General features: G+C 46.8%; 16 protein-coding genes. 8 read left to right on the top strand and 8 right to left on the bottom strand.

Translation table 11 applies throughout. From position 1 onward, the window contains the following. Positions 1-49: 49 nt before the first annotated feature. The 8 genes from rluB to OM978_RS08305 all read right to left on the bottom strand — a co-directional run bounded on the left by rluB (position 50) and on the right by OM978_RS08305 (position 9,819). Complete coding sequence (gene rluB / locus OM978_RS08340; protein ID WP_264346373.1) at positions 50-991, bottom strand: 23S rRNA pseudouridine(2605) synthase RluB; 942 nt, start codon at positions 989-991, stop codon at positions 50-52. A 3-nt stretch (positions 992-994) separates the two neighbouring features. Further along, a complete protein-coding gene (scpB, locus tag OM978_RS08335) occupies positions 995-1,576 on the bottom strand; it encodes an SMC-Scp complex subunit ScpB (RefSeq protein ID WP_233008962.1) in 582 nt (193 codons plus the stop codon). A gap of 38 nt (positions 1,577-1,614) precedes the next feature. Further along, positions 1,615-2,436 carry a segregation and condensation protein A gene (locus OM978_RS08330; protein WP_264346372.1) on the bottom strand — a complete coding sequence of 274 codons (822 nt, stop codon included), beginning with the start codon at positions 2,434-2,436 and terminating at the stop codon, positions 1,615-1,617. Between the two features lie 23 nt (positions 2,437-2,459). Next, a complete protein-coding gene (locus OM978_RS08325) occupies positions 2,460-3,080 on the bottom strand; it encodes an L-threonylcarbamoyladenylate synthase (protein ID WP_264346371.1) in 621 nt (206 codons plus the stop codon). Between the two features lie 69 nt (positions 3,081-3,149). Next, positions 3,150-4,013, bottom strand: a complete 864-nt coding sequence (rnm, locus tag OM978_RS08320; RefSeq protein WP_264346370.1) for an RNase RNM — start codon at positions 4,011-4,013, stop codon at positions 3,150-3,152. 123 nt (positions 4,014-4,136) lie between these two features. After that, positions 4,137-5,531 (bottom strand): glycoside hydrolase family 30 protein, encoded by a 1,395-nt coding sequence (locus tag OM978_RS08315; RefSeq protein ID WP_264346369.1) that lies wholly within the window; start codon positions 5,529-5,531, stop codon positions 4,137-4,139. Positions 5,532-5,544: 13 nt separating this feature from the next. Beyond that, entirely contained in the window at positions 5,545-7,044 is a 1,500-nt protein-coding gene (locus OM978_RS08310; RefSeq protein WP_264346368.1) for a tryptophan halogenase family protein, read from the bottom strand. Positions 7,045-7,059: 15 nt separating this feature from the next. Next, positions 7,060-9,819, bottom strand: coding sequence for a TonB-dependent receptor (locus tag OM978_RS08305; RefSeq protein WP_264346367.1), 2,760 nt, complete (start codon positions 9,817-9,819; stop codon positions 7,060-7,062). Positions 9,820-10,272: 453 nt separating this feature from the next. On the opposite strand from OM978_RS08305, the gene OM978_RS08300 reads away from it, so the two are divergent. The 8 genes from OM978_RS08300 to OM978_RS08265 all read left to right on the top strand — a co-directional run bounded on the left by OM978_RS08300 (position 10,273) and on the right by OM978_RS08265 (position 20,500). Next, positions 10,273-11,442, top strand: a complete 1,170-nt coding sequence (locus OM978_RS08300) for an AraC family transcriptional regulator (protein ID WP_264346366.1) — start codon at positions 10,273-10,275, stop codon at positions 11,440-11,442. 469 nt (positions 11,443-11,911) lie between these two features. Further along, positions 11,912-13,492: an anthranilate synthase component 1 gene (locus tag OM978_RS08295; RefSeq protein ID WP_264346365.1), complete on the top strand. Its 1,581-nt coding sequence runs from the start codon at positions 11,912-11,914 to the stop codon at positions 13,490-13,492. Positions 13,493-13,562: 70 nt separating this feature from the next. Further along, entirely contained in the window at positions 13,563-14,171 is a 609-nt protein-coding gene (locus OM978_RS08290; protein WP_264346364.1) for an aminodeoxychorismate/anthranilate synthase component II, read from the top strand. Beyond that, positions 14,168-15,199, top strand: a complete 1,032-nt coding sequence (trpD, locus tag OM978_RS08285; RefSeq protein WP_264346363.1) for an anthranilate phosphoribosyltransferase — start codon at positions 14,168-14,170, stop codon at positions 15,197-15,199. The genes OM978_RS08290 and trpD overlap by 4 nt, the downstream gene beginning before the upstream one ends. Beyond that, positions 15,192-16,574: a bifunctional indole-3-glycerol-phosphate synthase TrpC/phosphoribosylanthranilate isomerase TrpF gene (gene trpCF / locus OM978_RS08280; RefSeq protein WP_264346362.1), complete on the top strand. Its 1,383-nt coding sequence runs from the start codon at positions 15,192-15,194 to the stop codon at positions 16,572-16,574. The genes trpD and trpCF overlap by 8 nt, the downstream gene beginning before the upstream one ends. Continuing rightward, a complete protein-coding gene (trpB, locus tag OM978_RS08275) occupies positions 16,567-17,784 on the top strand; it encodes a tryptophan synthase subunit beta (protein WP_264346361.1) in 1,218 nt (405 codons plus the stop codon). Before trpCF ends, trpB begins: the two co-directional genes overlap by 8 nt. 10 nt (positions 17,785-17,794) lie before the next feature. Beyond that, positions 17,795-18,595 (top strand): tryptophan synthase subunit alpha, encoded by an 801-nt coding sequence (trpA, locus tag OM978_RS08270; protein WP_264346360.1) that lies wholly within the window; start codon positions 17,795-17,797, stop codon positions 18,593-18,595. Between the two features lie 507 nt (positions 18,596-19,102). Then, positions 19,103-20,500 (top strand): undecaprenyl-phosphate glucose phosphotransferase, encoded by a 1,398-nt coding sequence (locus OM978_RS08265; RefSeq protein ID WP_264346359.1) that lies wholly within the window; start codon positions 19,103-19,105, stop codon positions 20,498-20,500. Positions 20,501-20,509 lie beyond the last annotated feature (9 nt).

The raw sequence follows: 20,509 nt of genomic DNA, 5'->3' as shown, positions 1-20,509 counted from the left end.
CCTTAAGCCAGATTGCAGTGATGTTTTGATAAGGAAAGTTAATTAAACATCAGATGCGGGTACGTTTTTTCTGAGTTTGTTTTGGCTTTTTCGCTTTGGCTTTTTCGGCGGCCGCTGCTTTTTCTGCTTTCACTACTTCAGGTTTAACACCCGATTGCACCATGATTTGATGCTTACGCACTGCACGCTTAATGCCTGCCATACGACGACGACGCTCATCGCGGTCTTCCGGTTTCATTAAGCTTTCAGTTTCAGCCGATAAATGCACCAGCTTACGTAAGTAGTTCACATCTTCCAGCGGATATTCGGCATAACCACCGGCTGGTAAATGTTTAGGTAATAACAAATCGCCGTAACGGATACGAATTAAGCGGCTAACCACAGCACCCTGCGATTCCCACATACGGCGAACTTCACGGTTACGGCCTTCCGTCAAAACCACATGGAACCAGCGGTTAATACCTTCGCCGCCCATAGCTTTTACTTTTTTGAAGTTGGCTTTACCATCTTCCAGCTCCACGCCTGTGCGCAGTTTTTGGATCATTGCATCGTTTACATCACCGAATACACGCACTGCATATTCACGTTCTACTTCAAACTTTGGATGCATTAAACGGTTGGCCATTTCACCATCTGTGGTGAACAGCAATAAACCGCTGGTATTGATATCTAAACGGCCAATGGCAATCCAGCGTGAGTCTTTAATTTTTGGCAGGCGGTCAAATACTGTAGGACGACCCTCAGGGTCGATACGCGAACAAATTTCGCCCTCAGGTTTGTGGTAAGCAATAACACGGCATACCTGTTCAGCTTCTGCTGCAATTTTGACCGGATGGCCGTCGACCCGCACTTGTTGATTTGCATTAATACGGTCGCCTAATGACGCCACTTTGCCATCCACAGTCACACGTCCAGCACTGATGTATTCTTCCATCTCGCGGCGGGATCCAACACCGGATCGCGCCAGCACTTTCTGTAGTTTTTCACTCATGATTTAATGTATCTCTTCAGTCATCACGACTGGGTTAAAAAAATCCGGCGTTGCTTGAAACTCGGCCAGAGCAGGTAAATCGCTTAAATCCTTTAAGCCAAAATAATCTAAAAATGTCGGCGTCGTGGCGTACAAACCAGGACGACCCGGTACTTCTTTATGCCCTACCACTTTGACCCAACCCCGGTCGAGCAAAGTACGCATAATCTGACTGCTGACCGTCACACCCCGCACTTCTTCAATTTCGCCGCGGGTAATAGGTTGACGATAAGCAATCAACGCCAAAGTCTCTAGCACGGCACGGGAATAACGCGGCGAGCGCTCTGGCCAGAGTAAGGCCAGATATTCACTTAAATCAGCGCGGGTCTGAAACCGAAAACCAGAGGCAGTTTCAATCAACTGAATACCCCGGCCTAAATAATCCTGTTGCAACTGCGCTAATGCCTGCTGCAGACGTTTTCGGGTTAACTCAAAACTTTCCAGCACAGTGCTTTGTAAGTCATTGACAGACAAAGGTTTGTCAGAGGCAAAAATAGCGGCTTCGACTAACTGCAGCAGTTGTTGCTCGTTAATTTTTTTCGCCATGCCCTCTCCTTAGTCTGTAGCTTCAAATATGCCGGTCATTATGCCAATTTCACGTGGATCTGACCATAAGCTTCTATCTGGATGACCTGAATTAGCTTTTCTTTTACCAGCTCCAGAATAGCTAAAAAGCTGACGACTACACCCTGTCGCCCTTCTGATAACTCAAAACATTCAGCAAACTCAAGGTAGTCAGAGCGGCCTTTTAGCAACTCTAAAATCTTACTCATGCGCTCTCGGGTGGATAAATGCTCTTTTTTAATCTGGTGGTGCTGAAAATCTTTGGCACGTTTAGCAATGTCTTTCAGTGCCAGCAAAATTTCCTGCAACGACACTTCAGGCAAAATCACATAAGGTTCAAAGTTATCGTCCAACCCCGCTTTGGCAGGGAAATAATCCCGCTCCTGGCGTGGCAATAAATCCACGTCGGTGGCAGCTTTACGGATAATTTCGTATTCCTGCAAGCGCCGGACTAAATCGGCTCTGGGGTCGGTTTCGTCATCAGCTTTATGGTCGTGTTGTGGCAGTAATAAACGCGATTTAATTTCCGCCAGCATAGCGGCCATTAACAAATACTCTGCTGCCAGTTCAAAGTTCATATCCTGCATTAAATCTATGTATTCCATATACTGCAGGGTGATTTCGTTGATGGGTAAATCGACAATATCAAAGCGATGACGACGAATTAAATACAGCAGAAAATCGAGTGGGCCCTCAAAACTTTCCAGCAATACCGACAGTGCTTCAGGCGGAATATACAAGTCTTCCGGCTTATCCAGCACAGCCTCGCCGCGAACAAAAGCCAGCGGCAAAGGCTGCTGTATCGTCAGGCTGGCAAAGCTGTCGGCTAAAGACTCAGACATTGGCTAAACACCCAAACCCAAACTTATATGAAAGCACTGCTATCGCCTGCACCTTGTCGGATTACTACGGGGTTATCGTCTGATAAATCAATCACTGTAGTGTGGTTTTCAGCAATAACGCCACCGTGAATAATTAAATCCACCTGACGTTCTAATTGATCACGCATTTCTTCCGGGTCCGATTCAGCAAAGTCATTGCCAGGCAACACTAAGGAACTCGACATCAAAGGTTCACCCAGCTCTTCTAACAGCGCCAGCGCAATTTTGTTTTGCGGAATACGTAAACCTACGGTCTTTTTCTTTTCATTGAGCAAACGCTTAGGGACTTCTTTTGTGCCTTTTAAAATAAAAGTGTAAGCACCAGGCGTATGGTTTTTGATTAAGCGAAAGGCGCTGTTTTCTACCTTGGCATAAACAGACAACTCAGAAAAGTCGCGGCACATCAGGGTAAAGTGATGCTCTGTGCTCATCTGACGGATTTGCAAAATACGCTCAAGCGCCGCTTTATCACCTATATGACAACCCAACGCATAACCTGAATCTGTTGGGTAAATCACTACCCCACCTTGTTGAATAATATGCACAGCCTGTTTAATTAAACGTTGCTGTGGATTCTCAGGATGAACATAAAAAAATTGGCTCATAAAACTCTTCTTATTCTCTGCACTTGGCACTAAAGTATGTTTAAGAAATAGCAATAAATTCGTTAAAAATCAAGATGAAAGCTGTGCTGATTCAGGCTCTGGCAACTGCCAGTCATGCCATACAGGAGTGACATCGTCGGTAAAATACAACTGGCGCCCCAACTCATTCCATGGTGTTTCCTGATGAAAATCAGAACCAGCTGACGCCGTTAAACCAAACTTCTGGCACAGCATCCAGACCTGGCGCTTTTGCACTGGTGTCATTTGAGCAGAAGCAACTTCCATGGCTTTACCACCAGCAGCAGAAAACTCTTCTGCTAAACGGGTCAGCCAACGGCCATTCAGTTTGTATTTCAGCGGATGCGCCAGCACCGGAGTGCCGCCTGCGGCTAAAATCCACTGCACAGCCTCTTGCATAGGCACCCAGTTGTTCGGCACATAACCGGTATTGCCGCGGCTTAAGTACTTTTTAAATACGGTATTCATCGAGCTGGCTTTGCCAATCTGCACCAGATAACGGGCAAAGTGAGTACGGGTTAAGGCTGCGCCATTGGCAATTTTTAATACATTCTCCAGCACGTCCGGTATTTTGTTTTTCTCAAGACGACGCGCCATCTCTTCGGCCCTTTCTACCCTGCGCTGCTGCTGAGCTGCTAAATGCTGTAAAAACACCGGACAATCAGTATTGATATTTAAACCGACAATATGAATTTCAAACTCGTACCAACTGGTCGAGATTTCCACACCTGGGATCAAAGTCAAAGGCAGCTGTTTTTCGGCAATAGCAACGCGGGCTTCGGCAAGGCCTGCAATAGTGTCGTGATCGGTAATAGCAAGCACATTCACGCCTTTGCTGACGGCACGCTCAACCAGTTCGGTTGGGCTTAATACGCCATCTGAGCAATAAGTGTGGCTGTGTAAATCAATTTTCATGGGAAAGGCTGCCTGACTAAACGGCCGTCATTGTGCCATACAATGCCCTTTGCGACCAGAAAGACTCTGACAGCAGCCTTTAGCTTTTACTATCAAAGCAAAAGCTAAAGGACTTTTCTAAGCTTAAAGCACCAAGCTTAATACTGTGCGGGGTGGCAACTGCACCGAATAAGGCTCTAACGAGCCATTTAATTGCAGATTAAAGCCTTTGGCGTCCATCGTCAGGTTTTGCAGGATCAGCGCATAACGGCCATCCGGGCGCAGATAAGCCACATGACGAATATCCTGCGTTGATACTGAATCAATACGGACTGAGCCGGACGGTACTACTTTAGTAGCGTGCGCAATAATGTAATAGGCCACATTCCGCTTCACCTTCTGACCATCAATAGTCAAAGCCCCCAAACACAAACTGCAGCCACCTTTGGTAAAAGGCCGCAGCTTAGCATCTGAACTCAGATTCCATTCCAGCACGTTACGGGCCCAATGCCGCGGTGCACCAATAATTAAATGCTCGATATGCCACATCAGTGAATCATCAAATTCTGAATTCGCGCCAACCCACTGCTCGGTAAAGTAAATATTCTTATCCGGATGCGCTTGTTTTAGCTTGTCCAACTCTTCAATGCTGCCGTTGTACAAATGAAAAGCCGAGCCGTCTATATAGGCTTTTGCCTCTTTGTCATTGAGCACCGTAATGGGGTATTCCACATGATCAGCATTGTGATCATAAATAATAATCTTGGTAGCAAGCCCGGCTTTTTTGAACGCTGGTCCCAGATGGTTTTTAATAAAATTGGCCTGATCCCAGGCATGCATTAATAAGCTTGGGTTATTGCCAGGATGCAAAGGTTCGTTTTGTACTGTCACAGCATCCAGACGAATACCCTGTTGCTGCATCGCCTGAATGTATTTCATAAAATACAAGGCATAACTGCCAAAATGCTGCTCCAGCAGCTCGCCGCCTATAGTGGAATTGTTGCTTTTCATCCAGGCTGGGGGTGACCAGGGGCTGCCAAGCAGTTTAATGTTCGGATTAATCGCCAGTATTTGCTTCAACACAGGCAGCAGGTATTTCTCATCCGCTTTTATTGAAAACTGTTTGAGTTCAGGATCCTGTTGGCCTTGGGGTAAGTCGTTGTAACTAAAAGGCTCAGGGTCCAGATCCGAAGCACCAATGCTTAAACGTAAATAACTCACCGCCAGCCCATCAGCACCAAATAACTCCTGCAACAATTGCTTGCGATTCTCTGCGGTTAAGCCCATCAGATGCATAGCACTACCGCCCGTCAGGGTGTAACCAAAGCCATCCATCTGCTGAAATTGCTGCTCTGCATTAAGCTGCAACAGCGGCAGTTTTTTATCAAGTGGCTGCTGCCATAAGGCTGTTTCTGTACTCAATAACTGCTTTTGATCAGCGCTGGATAAATAGCTTTTTGTTGCGGCACTGGTAGTGAAAGGCAAAATACATGCCCATACCAGAGCAATCAGCCTCAGCTGTGTTTGAAACAATCTCATAAAAAAACCTCTGTTAATGCGCGGCAATTCCGGCAATAAAATCTGTATGTGTTGGCATTTTGTCCACACAAGCGGCAATCACATGGGCTGTGGACGCGGCAAAATCGCTGATTTGAGCCAGGGTTTTATTATCCACCATAGGGTCGTAACCCTGTGGCATCAGGCGCTGACCTAACAACACCTGCACCCAACTGTCTTCACGAAACAGCTCATCAGCCACTCGATGCACCCGGCCATAGGCCTGAAAAATATCCAGCTTTTGTTGCAGTGAGTCCGGCACACTCATCTGCTTTAAGTAGCGCCAGTACTCGCTGTCATCCCGCTGAGTCACCTTGTAATGCGCAATAATAAAATCGCGGATTTGTTCCATTTCCTGTGCGGCCAGTAAGTTGTAATGATCGGTATTGGCCTTAGAAAAACTGCGATCAGGAAACAAATTCACCAGACGGGTAATAGCGGTTTGCACCAGATGTAAACTGGTCGACTCCAGCGGTTCAAGGAAGCCACTGGACAAGCCAATAGCCACACAATTACCAAGCCACATCTGTTTGCGTTTGCCCGTGGTAAAGCGGATAAGCCGTGGATCTGCACTTTGTTGCTGCTCAAGCGTCTGCAGCAAGCGTTGTTGCGCCAGCTCATCACTGACATAAGCCGAACTGAACACCAAACCATTACCGGTTCGATGCTGCAGCGGAATACGCCATTGCCAGCCAAACTCGTGAGCAGTAGACCTGGTATAAGGCGGCAATTGTGCAAGCCTTGCCGAAGGCACAGCCCATGCGCTGTCATTCGGTAACCAATGGCTCCAGTCGTCATAACCCACACCCATAGTCTGGCCAATCAATAAAGCCCGCAACCCTGAGCAGTCGATAAACAAATCGCCGGCCACTCGCCTGCCATCCTCCAGCACCAGATGCCGGATATGGCCACTCACCGCATCCCGATCCACATGCTTGATCATACCTTCATGCCGAATTACACCACGCTGTTCACTTAAGGTGCGCAGGTAACGAGCATACAGGCTGGCATCAAAATGATAGGCGTAGGCAATTTCGCTGACAGGTGACTTCGGCTGAGTGGGGTCGGCTGGCATAAACTTATGCTGCTGCGCCATCTGACTGGCGATGCAGTAGTGTTCAAAAGGCAACGCCAAACCTTCCTGCTGTAGCTTTAACCAGTACTGATAAAAGCTTAGCCATTCCCACTGGCGGCCCAAAGCGCCAAAAGCATGAAAATAGCTGTCGCCTTTTTGCCCCCAGTTCACAAACTCAATACCTAATTTGAAGGTGGCTCCTGTAGCTCGAATAAACTCCTGCTCATCAATGCCACATAAATGGTTGTATAACTTAATGGCAGGAATAGTGGCTTCCCCAACCCCTACAGTGCCAATCTGTTCAGATTCAACCAGTTCAATCCGATAACGCTGCCCTGTCAGTTTCGCCAGTAAGGCCGCGCTCATCCAACCGGATGAGCCGCCTCCGACGATCACAATGGTCTGAATAGGTTCAAGCATTGTGTCGACCTTCTGCTAAAGCTTGTAACTCACGCCCAGCAGGAACTGCCGGCCGTATTCTTCATAAACTTCTGGGAAGTAACTACCACCGCCCTGCAGCGTATTCAGACGAGTGGTGTAAGGTGAGTTGGTCAGGTTGTTGACCTGCATCAACAAAGTCACGCCGTCAAAACGGCCTTCATCAAAGCTGTAACTCAACTGAGCATCCACTTGTTTGTCAGCCAGCACTTCGGTGTAACCCCGTGTCGCAAACAGCTGTACCACTTCACCACGGAATTCAGAACGGTAGCGCTGACTCACCCTGGCTGAAAAACCGTTTTGTTCGAAGTACAGAGTTAAATCACGTACACGGTCTGACAAGCCCGGCAGCTTGCTTGAAGTTCCGGGGCCATCAGGCTGAATACTCGAATCCGACCAGGACTGACTGCCAATAAAACCAAAACCGTCCAGCGGCGCATAGTAATTGCCAATATCAATCGACATACTCAGCTCCAGCCCTTTGATATTACCGCCCTGGCCGTTGGCAGGCCGGCTCATATTGCCAATAGGACTGATAGGCTCAATGGTGGAATTATTCGGTGCGTTGGAAAAATCAAAGTCAAAATTCTGGGTGTAGATATAGCTGTCCAGTTTTTTATAAAAGGCACCAGCAGCAATATAAGTACTGCCATCAAAATAGGCTTCGTACGTTAAATCCAAAGCTTTAGCACGCCATGGTTCCAGTTCAGGGTTACCGCTGCTGCCGCTCCAGCGCCGGGAATCCACACCAACACCAGCGGTAATGCTGGCGCGCATTTCATCCATACGCGGACGCGCCATAGTTTTACCTGCAGCAAAACGGACAAACTGATCCTCCAGCACTTCCAGACTCAGGTTCAGCGCCGGCAGTACATCAGTATATGAAGCACCGGTTTCAACCTGAACCAGAGTGGCCGGATTGTCCGGATCATAATCGCTGGCTAGGAAACCGCTGGATAGCTGATCGGTTTGCACCACCTGAGTACCAAAGTTACCTTTGAGTGGCAAACCAAAGACTTCAGTATCCAGATTCATCCGCAGATAGCTGGTCAACACTTCTTCATCCACGCCCCAGGCTTTATTCCATCTGTTGGTATCCAGAATTGGAGAAATATCGTAGTACCTGTCAACTGTTGGCAAAATGTCGTACGAAATCACGCCCGGTATACCGGCGAAATCCAGCGAGGTTGGGCTTACCAGCAACGAAGGGTCTATGGAGACTGGCGCTCTGTCATTTTTCAAAAACAGATCGTTATCATCCACCACTTTATCTTTGGTGCGTTTGGTAAAGTTCATACCAAAATCAATAGAGCTAAAATTAGTACCCAGAGCTGTGTCTGTTAAATCATAACGGGCACTGGCTTCGGCTTCGCGGATTTGCTCTTTGACATGAGGGTAACGAATAGAGCCGTCGTGGCCCCAGCCGCCCCAGGGTGCCGGGTCGCTTAACTGCACCTGATTGACATCAGTGTAATCTGTTGCAGGCGTATAAGTCGGGAAACCATGAGGCGTCAGGTCAAAACCAATGGAGTCAAAACCACCATTGTTTAAACCCGCGTAAGTTTCCAGAACCTGCTCTTCGCGTTCGGAACCTGAATAAGATAAATCCAGCTCCAAAGTCCAGCGATCCACTATATAACTGGTGTTCCAGCCTATGGCTTTGAGTTCATCATCGCGAGTGTTGTTGTCATTACGCAGCACAGGACGAAGGTTGGTTGCAGTGCCACTTTGAACAACTTTGGTGCCACCAAACTCAGTAAAAGTCGGATTTTCAAACTGCATGCCATCACCAGTCCACTGGTTAGTGAACCACATCACGCCACGCATAATTTCATCTTGTTCGAATTTGGAGTAGTAGGTATCAATAGTACTGTGCAGCTGATCGTTGGGCTTAAATTCAAATACAGCCATCACCCCATCACGCACCTGACTACGAGCCACAGCTGTCACTTCCTGCCCGACTAAACCCAGCGCATCGTCATTTTCTGTGCCTTCAAGTGCTGTTTCTACCGTATTCCATTCCCAGGCTTTGTAATGTTTGACCTGAGTGGGTGTATCCATATGAGCAAAACCAATGGCCACGCCTACTGTATCGTCGGCGAACTGGTCGATATAAGAGACACTACCACGCCAGCCATTGGCTGATACTTCAGGGTGCATTTGATCAAAGGAGCTTTTTTCACCCCGCAGGTTCATCATCACGGTTTGCTCGCCATGAGCCAAAGGTCGGATGGTGCGCATATCGACAGTGCCCGATAACCCCATACCTGCTATGGCTAAATCTGAGGTTTTATAAACAACAGCACCATTAATCAGCTCGGAAGGGTACTGATCGTATTCCACAGCTCTGTTGTCACCGGCACTGGCTTGTTGGCGGCCATTTAAGGTGGTAGTAGAAAAATCCGGCGCCAGACCACGAATAGAGATCACCTGCACCCGGCCATTTACCCGCTGTCCTGCCAGACCAGGTAAACGGGTTAAAGACTCGGCAATACTCTGATCTGGTAATTTGCCAATGTCTTCTGCCGATACCGCTTCAACGATAGAGCTTTCATTCTTTTTAATATCAATGGTGGTTTCCATACTACGACGGATGCCCATCACCGAAATGACTTCAATTTTGTCGTCTGCCTTCTGCTTTGTTTCAGCATCTGTTTCAGCTTGCTGAGCCATCGCCAGTGAAGGCAACAATGTAACGCCAACAGCCAGACCCAAGATCTGTTGAATGGCACTGCCTAACCTCGTTTTTTTCATCATGGTGTCTTCCTTCCCCTGTTGATGCCGGCTTCGCACCTTATTTATGTTGTTATGCCGATTTGACCCTAACCCAAGGCTCCCTACTTGTCGTTTGAAACAGGTCGAACGCGTTAAAAAATTTCACTTATCGAGGTTCGAATAAAGTCGAACCTCGATAACTACCATTAAGTAATTGAAAAGTATAAAATTATAACCTGGCACTTATGTAACCTGCCGCATAAAATGTGTAGACTAAATCGTCACCATCCAAACATTTAGCCATCAGGTCACAAAATCCTGGTCCTGCGCCCATCCATTTACTCAGCCGAAAATAGGCTTGTAACTAAAGTATCAGCAGCTTGTTATACAAAATTCTTGCTGATAGCGGAGGACAAAGGCATAGTAAAGATCAGCTTGCACCACCGAAGTGCAAAACCATAACGAAAACAACGACAAACGCTGACGATACCCTCTATGGATACCATTCTGTTTAACTTCCATGACCTGCTTATGGTGGTCACGGCTTTTGAATCTCTGCTGTTGGCGTTATTGCTGGCGGCTTCGTCACCAAAATCGTCTTTAAGTAACTGGCTTTTAGCTGCGTTTTTGTTTTGCCACTTTTTAATCCCCCTGCATGAGCTAACCTTCTGGGGCAAATTGTTCCGCATCTGGCTGCTGGATATCTCACCTAATATTTTTTTCCTGTTTAGCTACGCCTACTTTTTAGATGGCCCTTTGTTGTACTTTTTTGTCCGGGCTTTACTGTATAAAGATGTGCGGTTGCAGCGAAAACATCTCTGGCATCTGACGCCTATAGTGCTGTATGCCCTGCACATGCTGTGGAATTTCTATTCGTTGGATCATGCAACACGACTCGATCTGATTGAGAGCCAGCATATCGCCTACTCTTCTCCACATTTGTATTTTGAAGCCATGGGCCGTTTTGTCCGGGTAGGTTATGTCATCTGGTGTTTCCTGCTGGTATGGAACTATCGTAAGCAGTTGCGGCATGAACAGGCCGATCTGAAAACCTCAGATGTGGCATGGTTAAAACTGATGCTGCTGGCTTTCCTGATCATTTTTGGCTGGGACAGTGCGTTGCACTGCATCAAACTTTATGGCTTATTCACAGATAATTTTGATTTAGAGCTGCTGAACGTAGTGGGTTTATCCAGTTATTATCTAAACTTTATCGCGCTGAACATTCTGATTTTCTTACGTTTTACGGCATTTTCCAGCGTAGAACCTGTCAGCGAACAGCCTCTGTATGAAGCCAAAGAAGAACAAAACCCGCTTTCTGATCCGCTTATAGTGCAAAAACTGGAGCAACTAATGCTGCAACAGAAGTTTTATGCCCATCCAGATATCACCCTGGACAAGCTGGCCGAAGCCGCGGGTTATCCGGCGAAAAAGGTGTCGCTGACTATTAAGCAGGCCTATCAGCTGAATTTCTATGAGTATGTAAACAGTCATAGGATCAAAGCCGCTAAAAAACTGCTTGCCGAAAAAGGGCCTGATGCCAAAACCATTACCGACATCTACTACGAAGTGGGTTTTAACAGCAAATCAGTGTTTAATACCTTTTTTAAACGGCTGGAAGGTGTAACACCTAGCCAATACAGGGAAAAGATGATTTCCGGATAGCAGCAAAACTTCTGGTAATGCCATCAGAGACCACTGCATCGCCATAAGAAAACTAGCCATCTATCCACTTATACGTATTTTTTTGGACTTATAACTAAACAAGGCTTGACGGCCATTTGATTTCAGGGTTTTATAGAGGCGTTTTCAGAGCAACTCACTAACAACGGATTTATAGCCAATGCAATTTCAGACAACAACTCAAACTCACATTTGGTGGTGGCATACTCCTTAACGGGCGTGTGGAGGCGTTGTATTCGCTATAAAACCAGGCCCGTTTCGAAAGATGCGGGCCTTTTCGTTTTTTAAGCTTTATATAAATTTAAATACAGGAAAAATCATAATGAATTCTCAAGTAACACGTTGGCACTGGTGGCGACTTCCTGTTTAGCGGGCCGGACAACTATTGTCCGAATACAGCCAAAAAGCCCGCTTGATGCGGGCTTTTTTTTAACACTTTTTAGGGAACACCATGAATTTACAGCAAATTACAACCACCACAGGGCAAGTGGCCAGTTTCAGCCAAACCCTGAGCATTCAGCCTGATCCGCTGCAAAGCTTTAGGGCCTTAACCAGCCAGGGCCAAATGGCGTTGTTACTTGAATCAGCAGAAATTGACAGCAAAAACAGTTTAAAAAGTCTGATGCTGATTGATGCCGCTTTGCGCATTGAATGCAATGCGTTACAGGTGCAGATTGAAGCTTTAACCGACAACGGTAAAACCCTGCTTCCTTATCTGGCGTCTTTGCTGCAAGGCAAAGCAGAACTTGATTTGTCATCCAACCAACTCAGAGTACAGTTTGCCAAAGCTGACCCACTGCTTGATGAAGAAAGCCGCTTATTGCTGCCTAACTCACTGACTGTTTTGCGTTTACTGCAACAACAGCTACAGAACAATAGTGACGAGCCACTGGCGATCTTTTTAGGTGGAGTTATTGGTTACGACTTAGTGGCTATGGTAGAAGACTTACCCCAGGTGCCCGCAGCTGAAAACCAATGCCCTGACTACCTGTTTTATCTGGCTGAAACCTTATTAGTAGTGGATCATCAGGCAGGCAATAGCCGTCTGATTGGTAATGTGTTTTGTGGCACTCAAGCCCAGCAGCAGTATTTTGTTATAGGTCAGCGTTTATCCGAACTGCAGCAGTTATTACAGCAATCAACGGATACAACAACAGCAACAGAGCCAGCAGCCAAAGCTGAAGTCAAAGTAGATATCAGTGATGCCGACTTTGTCGCACAAGTCGAAGCTCTGAAACACAACATCGTAGCTGGAGATGTATTTCAGGTAGTACCATCACGCTGTTTCAGCCTGCCTTGCCCTGATCCACAAGCGGCTTATGCCAAACTGAAACAACAAAATCCAAGCCCTTATATGTTTTACCTGCAGGATAGAAACTTCAGCCTGTTTGGTGCATCTCCTGAGTCGGCGTTGAAATATGAAGCAAAAACAGCACAAGTAGAGATCTACCCTATAGCAGGCACCCGTCGCCGTGGTTTTGCCGCCAATGGCAGTATTGATCGCGACTTAGACAGCCGCATTGAGCTGGAACTGCGTCAGGACGAAAAAGAGAAAGCCGAACATTTAATGTTGGTCGATTTAGCCCGTAACGACGTAGCCCGTATCAGTGTGCCGGGCAGTCGTTATGTCAAAGAGCTGCTGAAAGTAGACCGTTACTCTTACGTGATGCATTTAGTGTCGCGTGTGGTCGGCACCTTAAAACCTGAACTGGACGCTTTGCATGCCTATCAGGCCTGCATGAATATGGGCACTTTAGTGGGTGCGCCAAAAGTGCGTGCAGCAGAGCTTATTCGTGGTGTCGAGAAAAAACGCCGTGGCAGTTATGGTGGCGCAGTAGGTTATTTGGCATGCAATGGTGATTTTGACAGCTGCATAGTCATTCGTTCGGCTTATGTGCAAAACGGCATGGCTTATATTCAGGCCGGTGCCGGTGTGGTGTACGACAGCGTAGCGCAAGCTGAAGCCGATGAAACCCGCAGTAAAGCTCAGGCTGTTATTAATGCTATTCAATCCGCAGGAGCTTCAGTATGAGCGTGGTATATCTGTTAGATAATTTAGATTCCTTCAGCTACAACCTGGTGGACTTTGCAGGAGCGGCGCAATGAGTGTTGTGTATCTTTTAGATAATTTAGATTCGTTCAGCTACAACCTGGTGGATGAAGTGGCGCAATTAGGTTTTAGTTTAAAGTTGTACCGTAATACGGTGCCCGCTGCTTATATCTTTGAAAAAATGCAGCAGGAACAACAGCCTGTAGTGTTGTTATTATCGCCAGGCCCAGGCGCACCTTCAGAAGCTGGTTCCATGCCGGAGCTTATCGCACTCTGTGCTGGCAAATTCCCCATGCTGGGCATTTGTTTAGGCCATCAGGCATTGGTTGAACATTATGGCGGCGTGGTCGGTCGTGCCGGCGAAACCGTACATGGTAAAACTTCTATTATTGAGCTGACTGATCACCCGGTGTTTGGCACTTTACCTAAACAATTCCATGTCGCCCGTTATCACTCTTTAATGGCAACTGAAGTGCCGGATTCGTTGCAGGTGATCGCGGCCTATCAGCATATTCCTATGGCCATAGTGCATGAAGAGCACAAAGCTTTAGGTTACCAGTTCCACCCTGAGTCTATTCTGACCACTTTAGGTAAACCTTTGCTAAAACAAAGTCTGGACTACTTAATGAAAAGCCCAATGAGCTTGGGAGCAACAGCATGAGTCAGCCAATTTTAGAACTAGTACAAAAAAGCCTGAAAGGTGAAGCCTTGTCCTTTGAGCAAAGCCATGCTTTTTTCAGTGCCGTAGTCAAAGGTGAGGTCGAGCCGGTGTTGTTAACAGCGCTTTTAGTGGCGCTGAAAATGCGTGGCGAAACAGCCGATGAAATTGCAGGAGCTGCCGCTGCTATGCGCGCTGCCGCTACTGAATTTCCGGCTACTGTTGCAGGCGCCATAGATTGTTGTGGCACAGGTGGTGACGGCTCCAACACCATCAATATTTCCAGCACTGCAGCTCTTGTGGCAGCCAGTATGGGATTGCCAGTGGCCAAACATGGCAACAGAAGCGTATCCTCTCAGTCCGGTTCGGCAGACTTGCTGGAGCAATTGGGCATCAATATTCAAATGAACCCAGAAGCAGCAGCCAATGCCTTAAGTCAAAGCAACAGCAGCTTCTTATTTGCGCCTTTGTACCATGCAGGCATTAAGCATGCGATGCCAGTGCGTACAGCCTTAAAAAGCCGCACCATTTTTAACTTATTAGGGCCACTGATTAACCCGGCTAAACCTGATTATCAGTTGCTTGGCGTCTACGATCCGGCCTTAACGCCAGTGATGGCAGCAGCATTGCAGCAACTGGGTGTAAAAGCCGCCTGGGTAGTGCATGGCAGCGGCTGTGATGAAATAGCTTTGCATGGTGTAACTAACGTCAGCGCTGTCACCAGCGAAGGCGCTATTGAACATTTTGAACTGACGCCTGCTGATTTTGGTTTACCTCAAATCAGCCTGAGCGAATTAACAGGTGGCAGCCCGGCTGACAATGCTGCAGCCACATTAGCGATTTTACAGGGCACTGGCAAAACAGCGCACAATCAGGCGGTGGCGGCTAATGTAGCGGCAATGCTGCATATCAGTGGCGCAAATAAAGAGCGTCAAGATTTAAAACAGCTAACCCAATCTGTACTGGAACATTTAGCTTCAGGACAGGCTTTTTCGACATTGACGCAGTTAAGGGAACTTAGTCATGGCTAATGTGTTAACCACTATTATCGATCACAAAAAACTGGAAGTGGCAGAGCGCAAGCAAAAACTGCCACTGGCGCAGTTTCAGCAACTGGTGCAACCCAGCCAACGTAATTTTTTAAAGGCTCTGCAGCAAAAAGGCCCAGGTTTTATTCTGGAATGCAAAAAAGCTTCGCCTTCTAAAGGTTTAATTCGCAGCCCTTTTGATTTAGAAGAAATTTGTGCCGCTTATGGTCAATATGCTGACTGTATTTCTGTGCTGACCGACGAGAAGTTTTTTCAGGGCAGTTACGATTATCTGGCGAAAGTAAGAGCCAAAGTAAACCAGCCTTTGCTGCATAAAGATTTTATTATCGACGCCTATCAGATTTACCTTGGCCGTTTGCAGGGCTCTGATGCTGTGCTTTTGATGTTATCTGTACTGAATGATCTGGAATATCTGGAGCTCGCCGCTGTTGCGAAAAGCTTAAATCTGACGGTACTGACCGAAGTCAGTAACGAGTCAGAAACCTTAAGAGCTGTGGCTTTAGGTGCAGAGCTAATTGGTATCAATAACCGCGACTTACGTACTTTAGATACCAACTTAGAAACCAGTTTCAAGCTCGCTCGTCTGATCCCTAAAGGTATTACTATCGTATCCGAATCAGGCATTTACAGCTCGCAGCAGGTACGGCAGCTGGCCAAAGTGGCTGATGCTTATCTGGTGGGCAGTTCGTTAATGGCACAAGCTGATTTGGCTAATGCCTGTCGCTCACTGATCCGGGGCGAACATAAGGTCTGTGGTTTAACCCGCGCAGAGGACAGCAAGGCTGTATATGCCAATGGTGCTTATTTTGGCGGTCTGATTTTTTATCCAAAATCACCCCGTTTTGTCACAGTAGAGCATGCTAAAGTTGTGCAACAAGGCGCACCAGCGCTGCATTACGTCGGTGTTTTTGTTGATGAAGCAGTAGAGACAGTGGCTGCAATAGCACGGGATTTAAAACTGGCCGCAGTGCAGCTGCACGGTGATGAATCCGACTTGTATTTACAAAAACTGCGACCTTTATTGCCTAAAACTACAGAGATTTGGAAAGCCTACCGCGTGCAACACAAGCTGCCCGAACTAAGTCGTTATGCCGACCGTTATTTGCTCGATGCTTATCATCCAGAGCAGGCGGGCGGCACAGGGCAACAATTTGACTGGCAATTATTGGACGAACAACTGCTGGATAAAAAAGTGATGCTGGCTGGAGGTTTAAATCCGGACAATGTCGTTGCAGCACTGAAACATCAGGTACTGGCCGTGGATCTTAATTCTGGCCTCGAATCCGCTCCCGGCATGAAAGATGCGGGCAAAATTCAACACGCATTTGTGAACATCAGAGAATTCAGTCATGACTAAATTAAATTTAAACCCTTATTTTGGCGATTTTGGTGGCATGTTTGTGCCTGAGTTGCTGGTCCCTGCGTTAGTGCAGCTGGAGCAGGCTTTTGTAGACGCGCAGCAGGATCCGGCTTTTATTGCTGAATTTCAGGCGCTGCTGAAAGACTACGCCGGTCGCCCTACCCCTTTAACTTTATGCCGTAATGTATCACCTAACCCACTGGCAAAAATTTACTTAAAACGTGAAGACTTATTACACGGTGGCGCGCATAAAACCAATCAGGTATTAGGCCAGGCCTTGTTGGCTAAACGTATGGGCAAAAAAGACATTATTGCTGAAACCGGTGCCGGTCAGCATGGTGTAGCTACAGCACTCGCCTGTGCTTTATTAGGCCTGAATTGCAAAATTTATATGGGTGCTAAAGATATTGACCGTCAGCAGCCGAACGTATTTAGGATGAAGCTGATGGGCGCGACCGTTATTCCTGTTACAGCAGGTTCTGGCACCTTAAAAGATGCAGTCAATGAAGCCATGCGTGACTGGTCTGGCAGTTATGCCACCAGCCATTATTTATTAGGTACTGCGGCTGGCCCTCACCCATTCCCGACTATAGTGCGCGAATTCCAGAAAATGATTGGTGAAGAAGCCAAACAACAAATTCTTGCAGCTGAAGGTAAATTACCTGATGCGGTGCTGGCTTGTGTGGGTGGTGGCTCAAACGCTATTGGTATGTTCGCTGATTTCATCAAAGAAGAAGGTGTGCGCTTAATTGGTATTGAACCAGGTGGTATGGGCATTGAAACCCATCAGCACGGTGCGGCATTAAGTACAGGCAGCTTTGGTATTCTGCACGGCGCTTACACCGCTATTATGCAAACCAAAGATGGTCAGATTGAAGAGTCCTACTCTGTTTCTGCTGGTTTAGACTATCCGGCTGTTGGGCCACAACATACCTATTTGCAAAGCATAGGCCGCGCTGAATATGTGGCGATTAACGACGATGAAGCCTTAGCAGCTTTCCAGCATCTGGCGAAATCTGAAGGTATTATCCCGGCACTTGAAAGCTCACATGCTTTAGCTCATGCGCTAAAAATGGCTGCTGCTGCCACAGAACCTCTGGTGCTTTTAGTCAACTTATCAGGTCGTGGTGACAAAGATTTAAATCACGTCTACTCAATTATTGGCGAAGCCCATATCAAACCAAACAACATGGCAGATCGCAGCTAAGGAGATTTTTATGCAACGTTATCAGCAGTTATTCAGCCGCCTTAGCGAGACCAAACAAGGTGCTTTTGTGCCTTTCGTGACTATAGGCGATCCAGGCCTTGAACTGTCTTTTGACATTATCAAAACCTTAATAGATGCAGGCGCCGATGCCTTAGAGCTAGGTATTCCCTTCTCCGACCCTATAGCTGACGGCCCTGTGATCCAAAACGCCAATATCCGCGCTTTGGCCGCTGGTGTGACGCCAGCTCAGTGTTTTGAGCTGATTGGCCGTATTCGTCAGTACAACAAAGACATTCCTATTGGCTTGTTGTTGTACAGCAACCTGGTGATGGCGCGCGGTATAGATAACTTCTATCTGCAGGCACAACAAGCTGGTGTGGATTCCATTCTGATCGCCGATGTGCCACTGCATGAAAGCAAGTTATTCAGAAACGCCGCGATGAAACATGACATAGCACCTATTTTTATCGCGCCGCCAAACATCACAGACGACAGCTTACGTGAACTGGCCTCTTATAGCCGTGGTTACACTTACCTGTTAAGCCGCGCTGGTGTGACAGGCACTGAAACCCAGGCCACTATGCCCGCCAGTACGCTGATTAATCAGTTAAAAGAATACAATTCAGCCCCTACGCTTTTGGGCTTTGGCATTTCCAAACCAGAGCATGTTAAAGCGGCTATTGATAGCGGTGCAGCAGGCGCTATTTCTGGTTCGGCTATAGTGCAAATTATTGAAAAACATCAACATCAGCCAGACACTATGCTCAGTGAACTCTCAGCTTTTGTTCGCAGTATGAAAGCTGCCACCTGATAGGTAATACAAACAAAGCCTGACAAGATCAGGCTTTGTTTGTCCCGACAAGACTGTAACTTCATAAAAAATTCACATCACAATTTCTGCTTTGCCAATAAAACAAAATACAGAAAAAACAGCCTTTGGTTCCAACACAGGTCCTGAATAATGTGTTTTGGTTATTTTATACACGATTTTTTTTAACTCATAACCGCCTGAAAATAACCTGAATTTTGAAACAGCTTTAGCTTATCTCGACAAAAACACTAGCAAGATCAAGACCGACAGCCTAAAACCTCCTTCCCCAATACAAATACAGCTCTAAAAGCACTATAGTTGAATATTTTTCAACCAGTTGAACAAACAGATTTTTTAGTTAAGCCTGTGTAAGGTGACTGTCACAACTCGTGGCTATAGTCCTTGGGATGGCGAAAAATCAACCAATGAATCATTGCTTCATTTTTTGCTGTAGGCACTTCGTACCAACGGCGTTTGATGCCAATTGGAAGTTAACAGGATTTAACTATGAACACGCACACAAGTTTCAAGGCGGAAGATAGTGGTTTCTGTTTCCTAAACAGACTCTTCGACATAGTGGCCATAGGTGCAGCTTTGTACCTGAGCCTGAAGCTGTATGGCGAAGTCGTGACGACCAGTTACATTATGCTGTACTTCACTGTAATGGCGGTCTATCTGTATACGGCAGAATCCGTTCAATTATATCGTTCATGGCGCATTAGCACACTGACCAGCAATGTTGCTTTGGTGGTGCTGTGCTTATTTGTTGCCTTTAGTCTGATGCTGGCTATTACCTTTGCATTAAAAAGTACCGCCAGCTACTCAAGGGTCATTCTTGTCGGCTGGTTCAGTCTGGCATTGTGCTACACCACTGTGTGGCGTGTTGCTGCCCGTATGATCAAAAACACCCTGCACAAAAAAGGCTACAGCATCCGTCGTGTTGCCGTTATCGGTTGCACCGCCAATGCCAAGCGCTTAATCAATGAAATCACCAGCAAACCAGAGCTTGGATTACAGTTTTGCAGTGTATACGACGACAGAGAAGCCGATCGCCTGCCTGAATGTGGAAAAGCACTCAGCGGTAAAATTGACGAATGTGTCGAATCAGCCAGAAATGGGGCATTTGATAAGCTTTATATCACCTTGCCTTTATCTGCTGATAAGCGCATCGCTGAAATAATCCAGCGTTTAGGCGATACCACAGTAGATGTCCACATAGTGCCTGACTTCCTGCTGTATAACCTGATGCATGCCAGACTAGGCACTATAGGAGATGTCGAGACGCTGAGCGTATTTGAATCCCCTTACTACGGTGCTCACGACTGGTTAAAACGTTCGTTTGACGTGACGGTAAGCAGTATCGCCTTGTTGTTATTGGCCCTTCCAATGCTAGTGATAGCTGCTGCCATTAAAATCACCAGCCGTGGTCCGGTATTCTTTAAACAAGACCGCTACGGATTGGATGGTAAAGCGATCAAAGTATTCAAGTTTCGCAGTATGACGGTTCAGGACAACGGAGATACTGTTGTTCAGGCTAAAAAAGGCGATGCCCGAGTCACGCCCTTAGGTGCTGTACTAAGACGCACATCACTGGATGAGTTACCGCAGTTTATCAATGTACTCAGAGGTGAAATGTCTGTGGTGGGCCCCCGTCCACATGCGGTAGCGCACAATGAACAGTATAGAAAGCTGGTAGCCTTTTATATGCTCAGACACAAAGTCAAACCAGGTATTACCGGCTGGGCGCAAATTAACGGCTGGCGCGGTGAAACCGACTCGTTAGAGAAGATGGAAAAACGGGTGGAATATGACCTGACGTATATCAAGAACTGGTCACTGTGGTGGGATACAAAAATAGTATTTTTGACCTTCTTTAGAGGGTTTACAGGGAAAAATGTATATTAGAAGGGCCAC

Origin of the sequence: Rheinheimera sp. MM224, from assembly GCF_947090785.1 — a bacterium.
GTDB lineage: Bacteria > Pseudomonadota > Gammaproteobacteria > Enterobacterales > Alteromonadaceae > Pararheinheimera.
The sequence above is the reverse complement of the archived record's forward strand: the minus strand, read 5'-3'. Positions and strand labels throughout refer to the sequence as shown.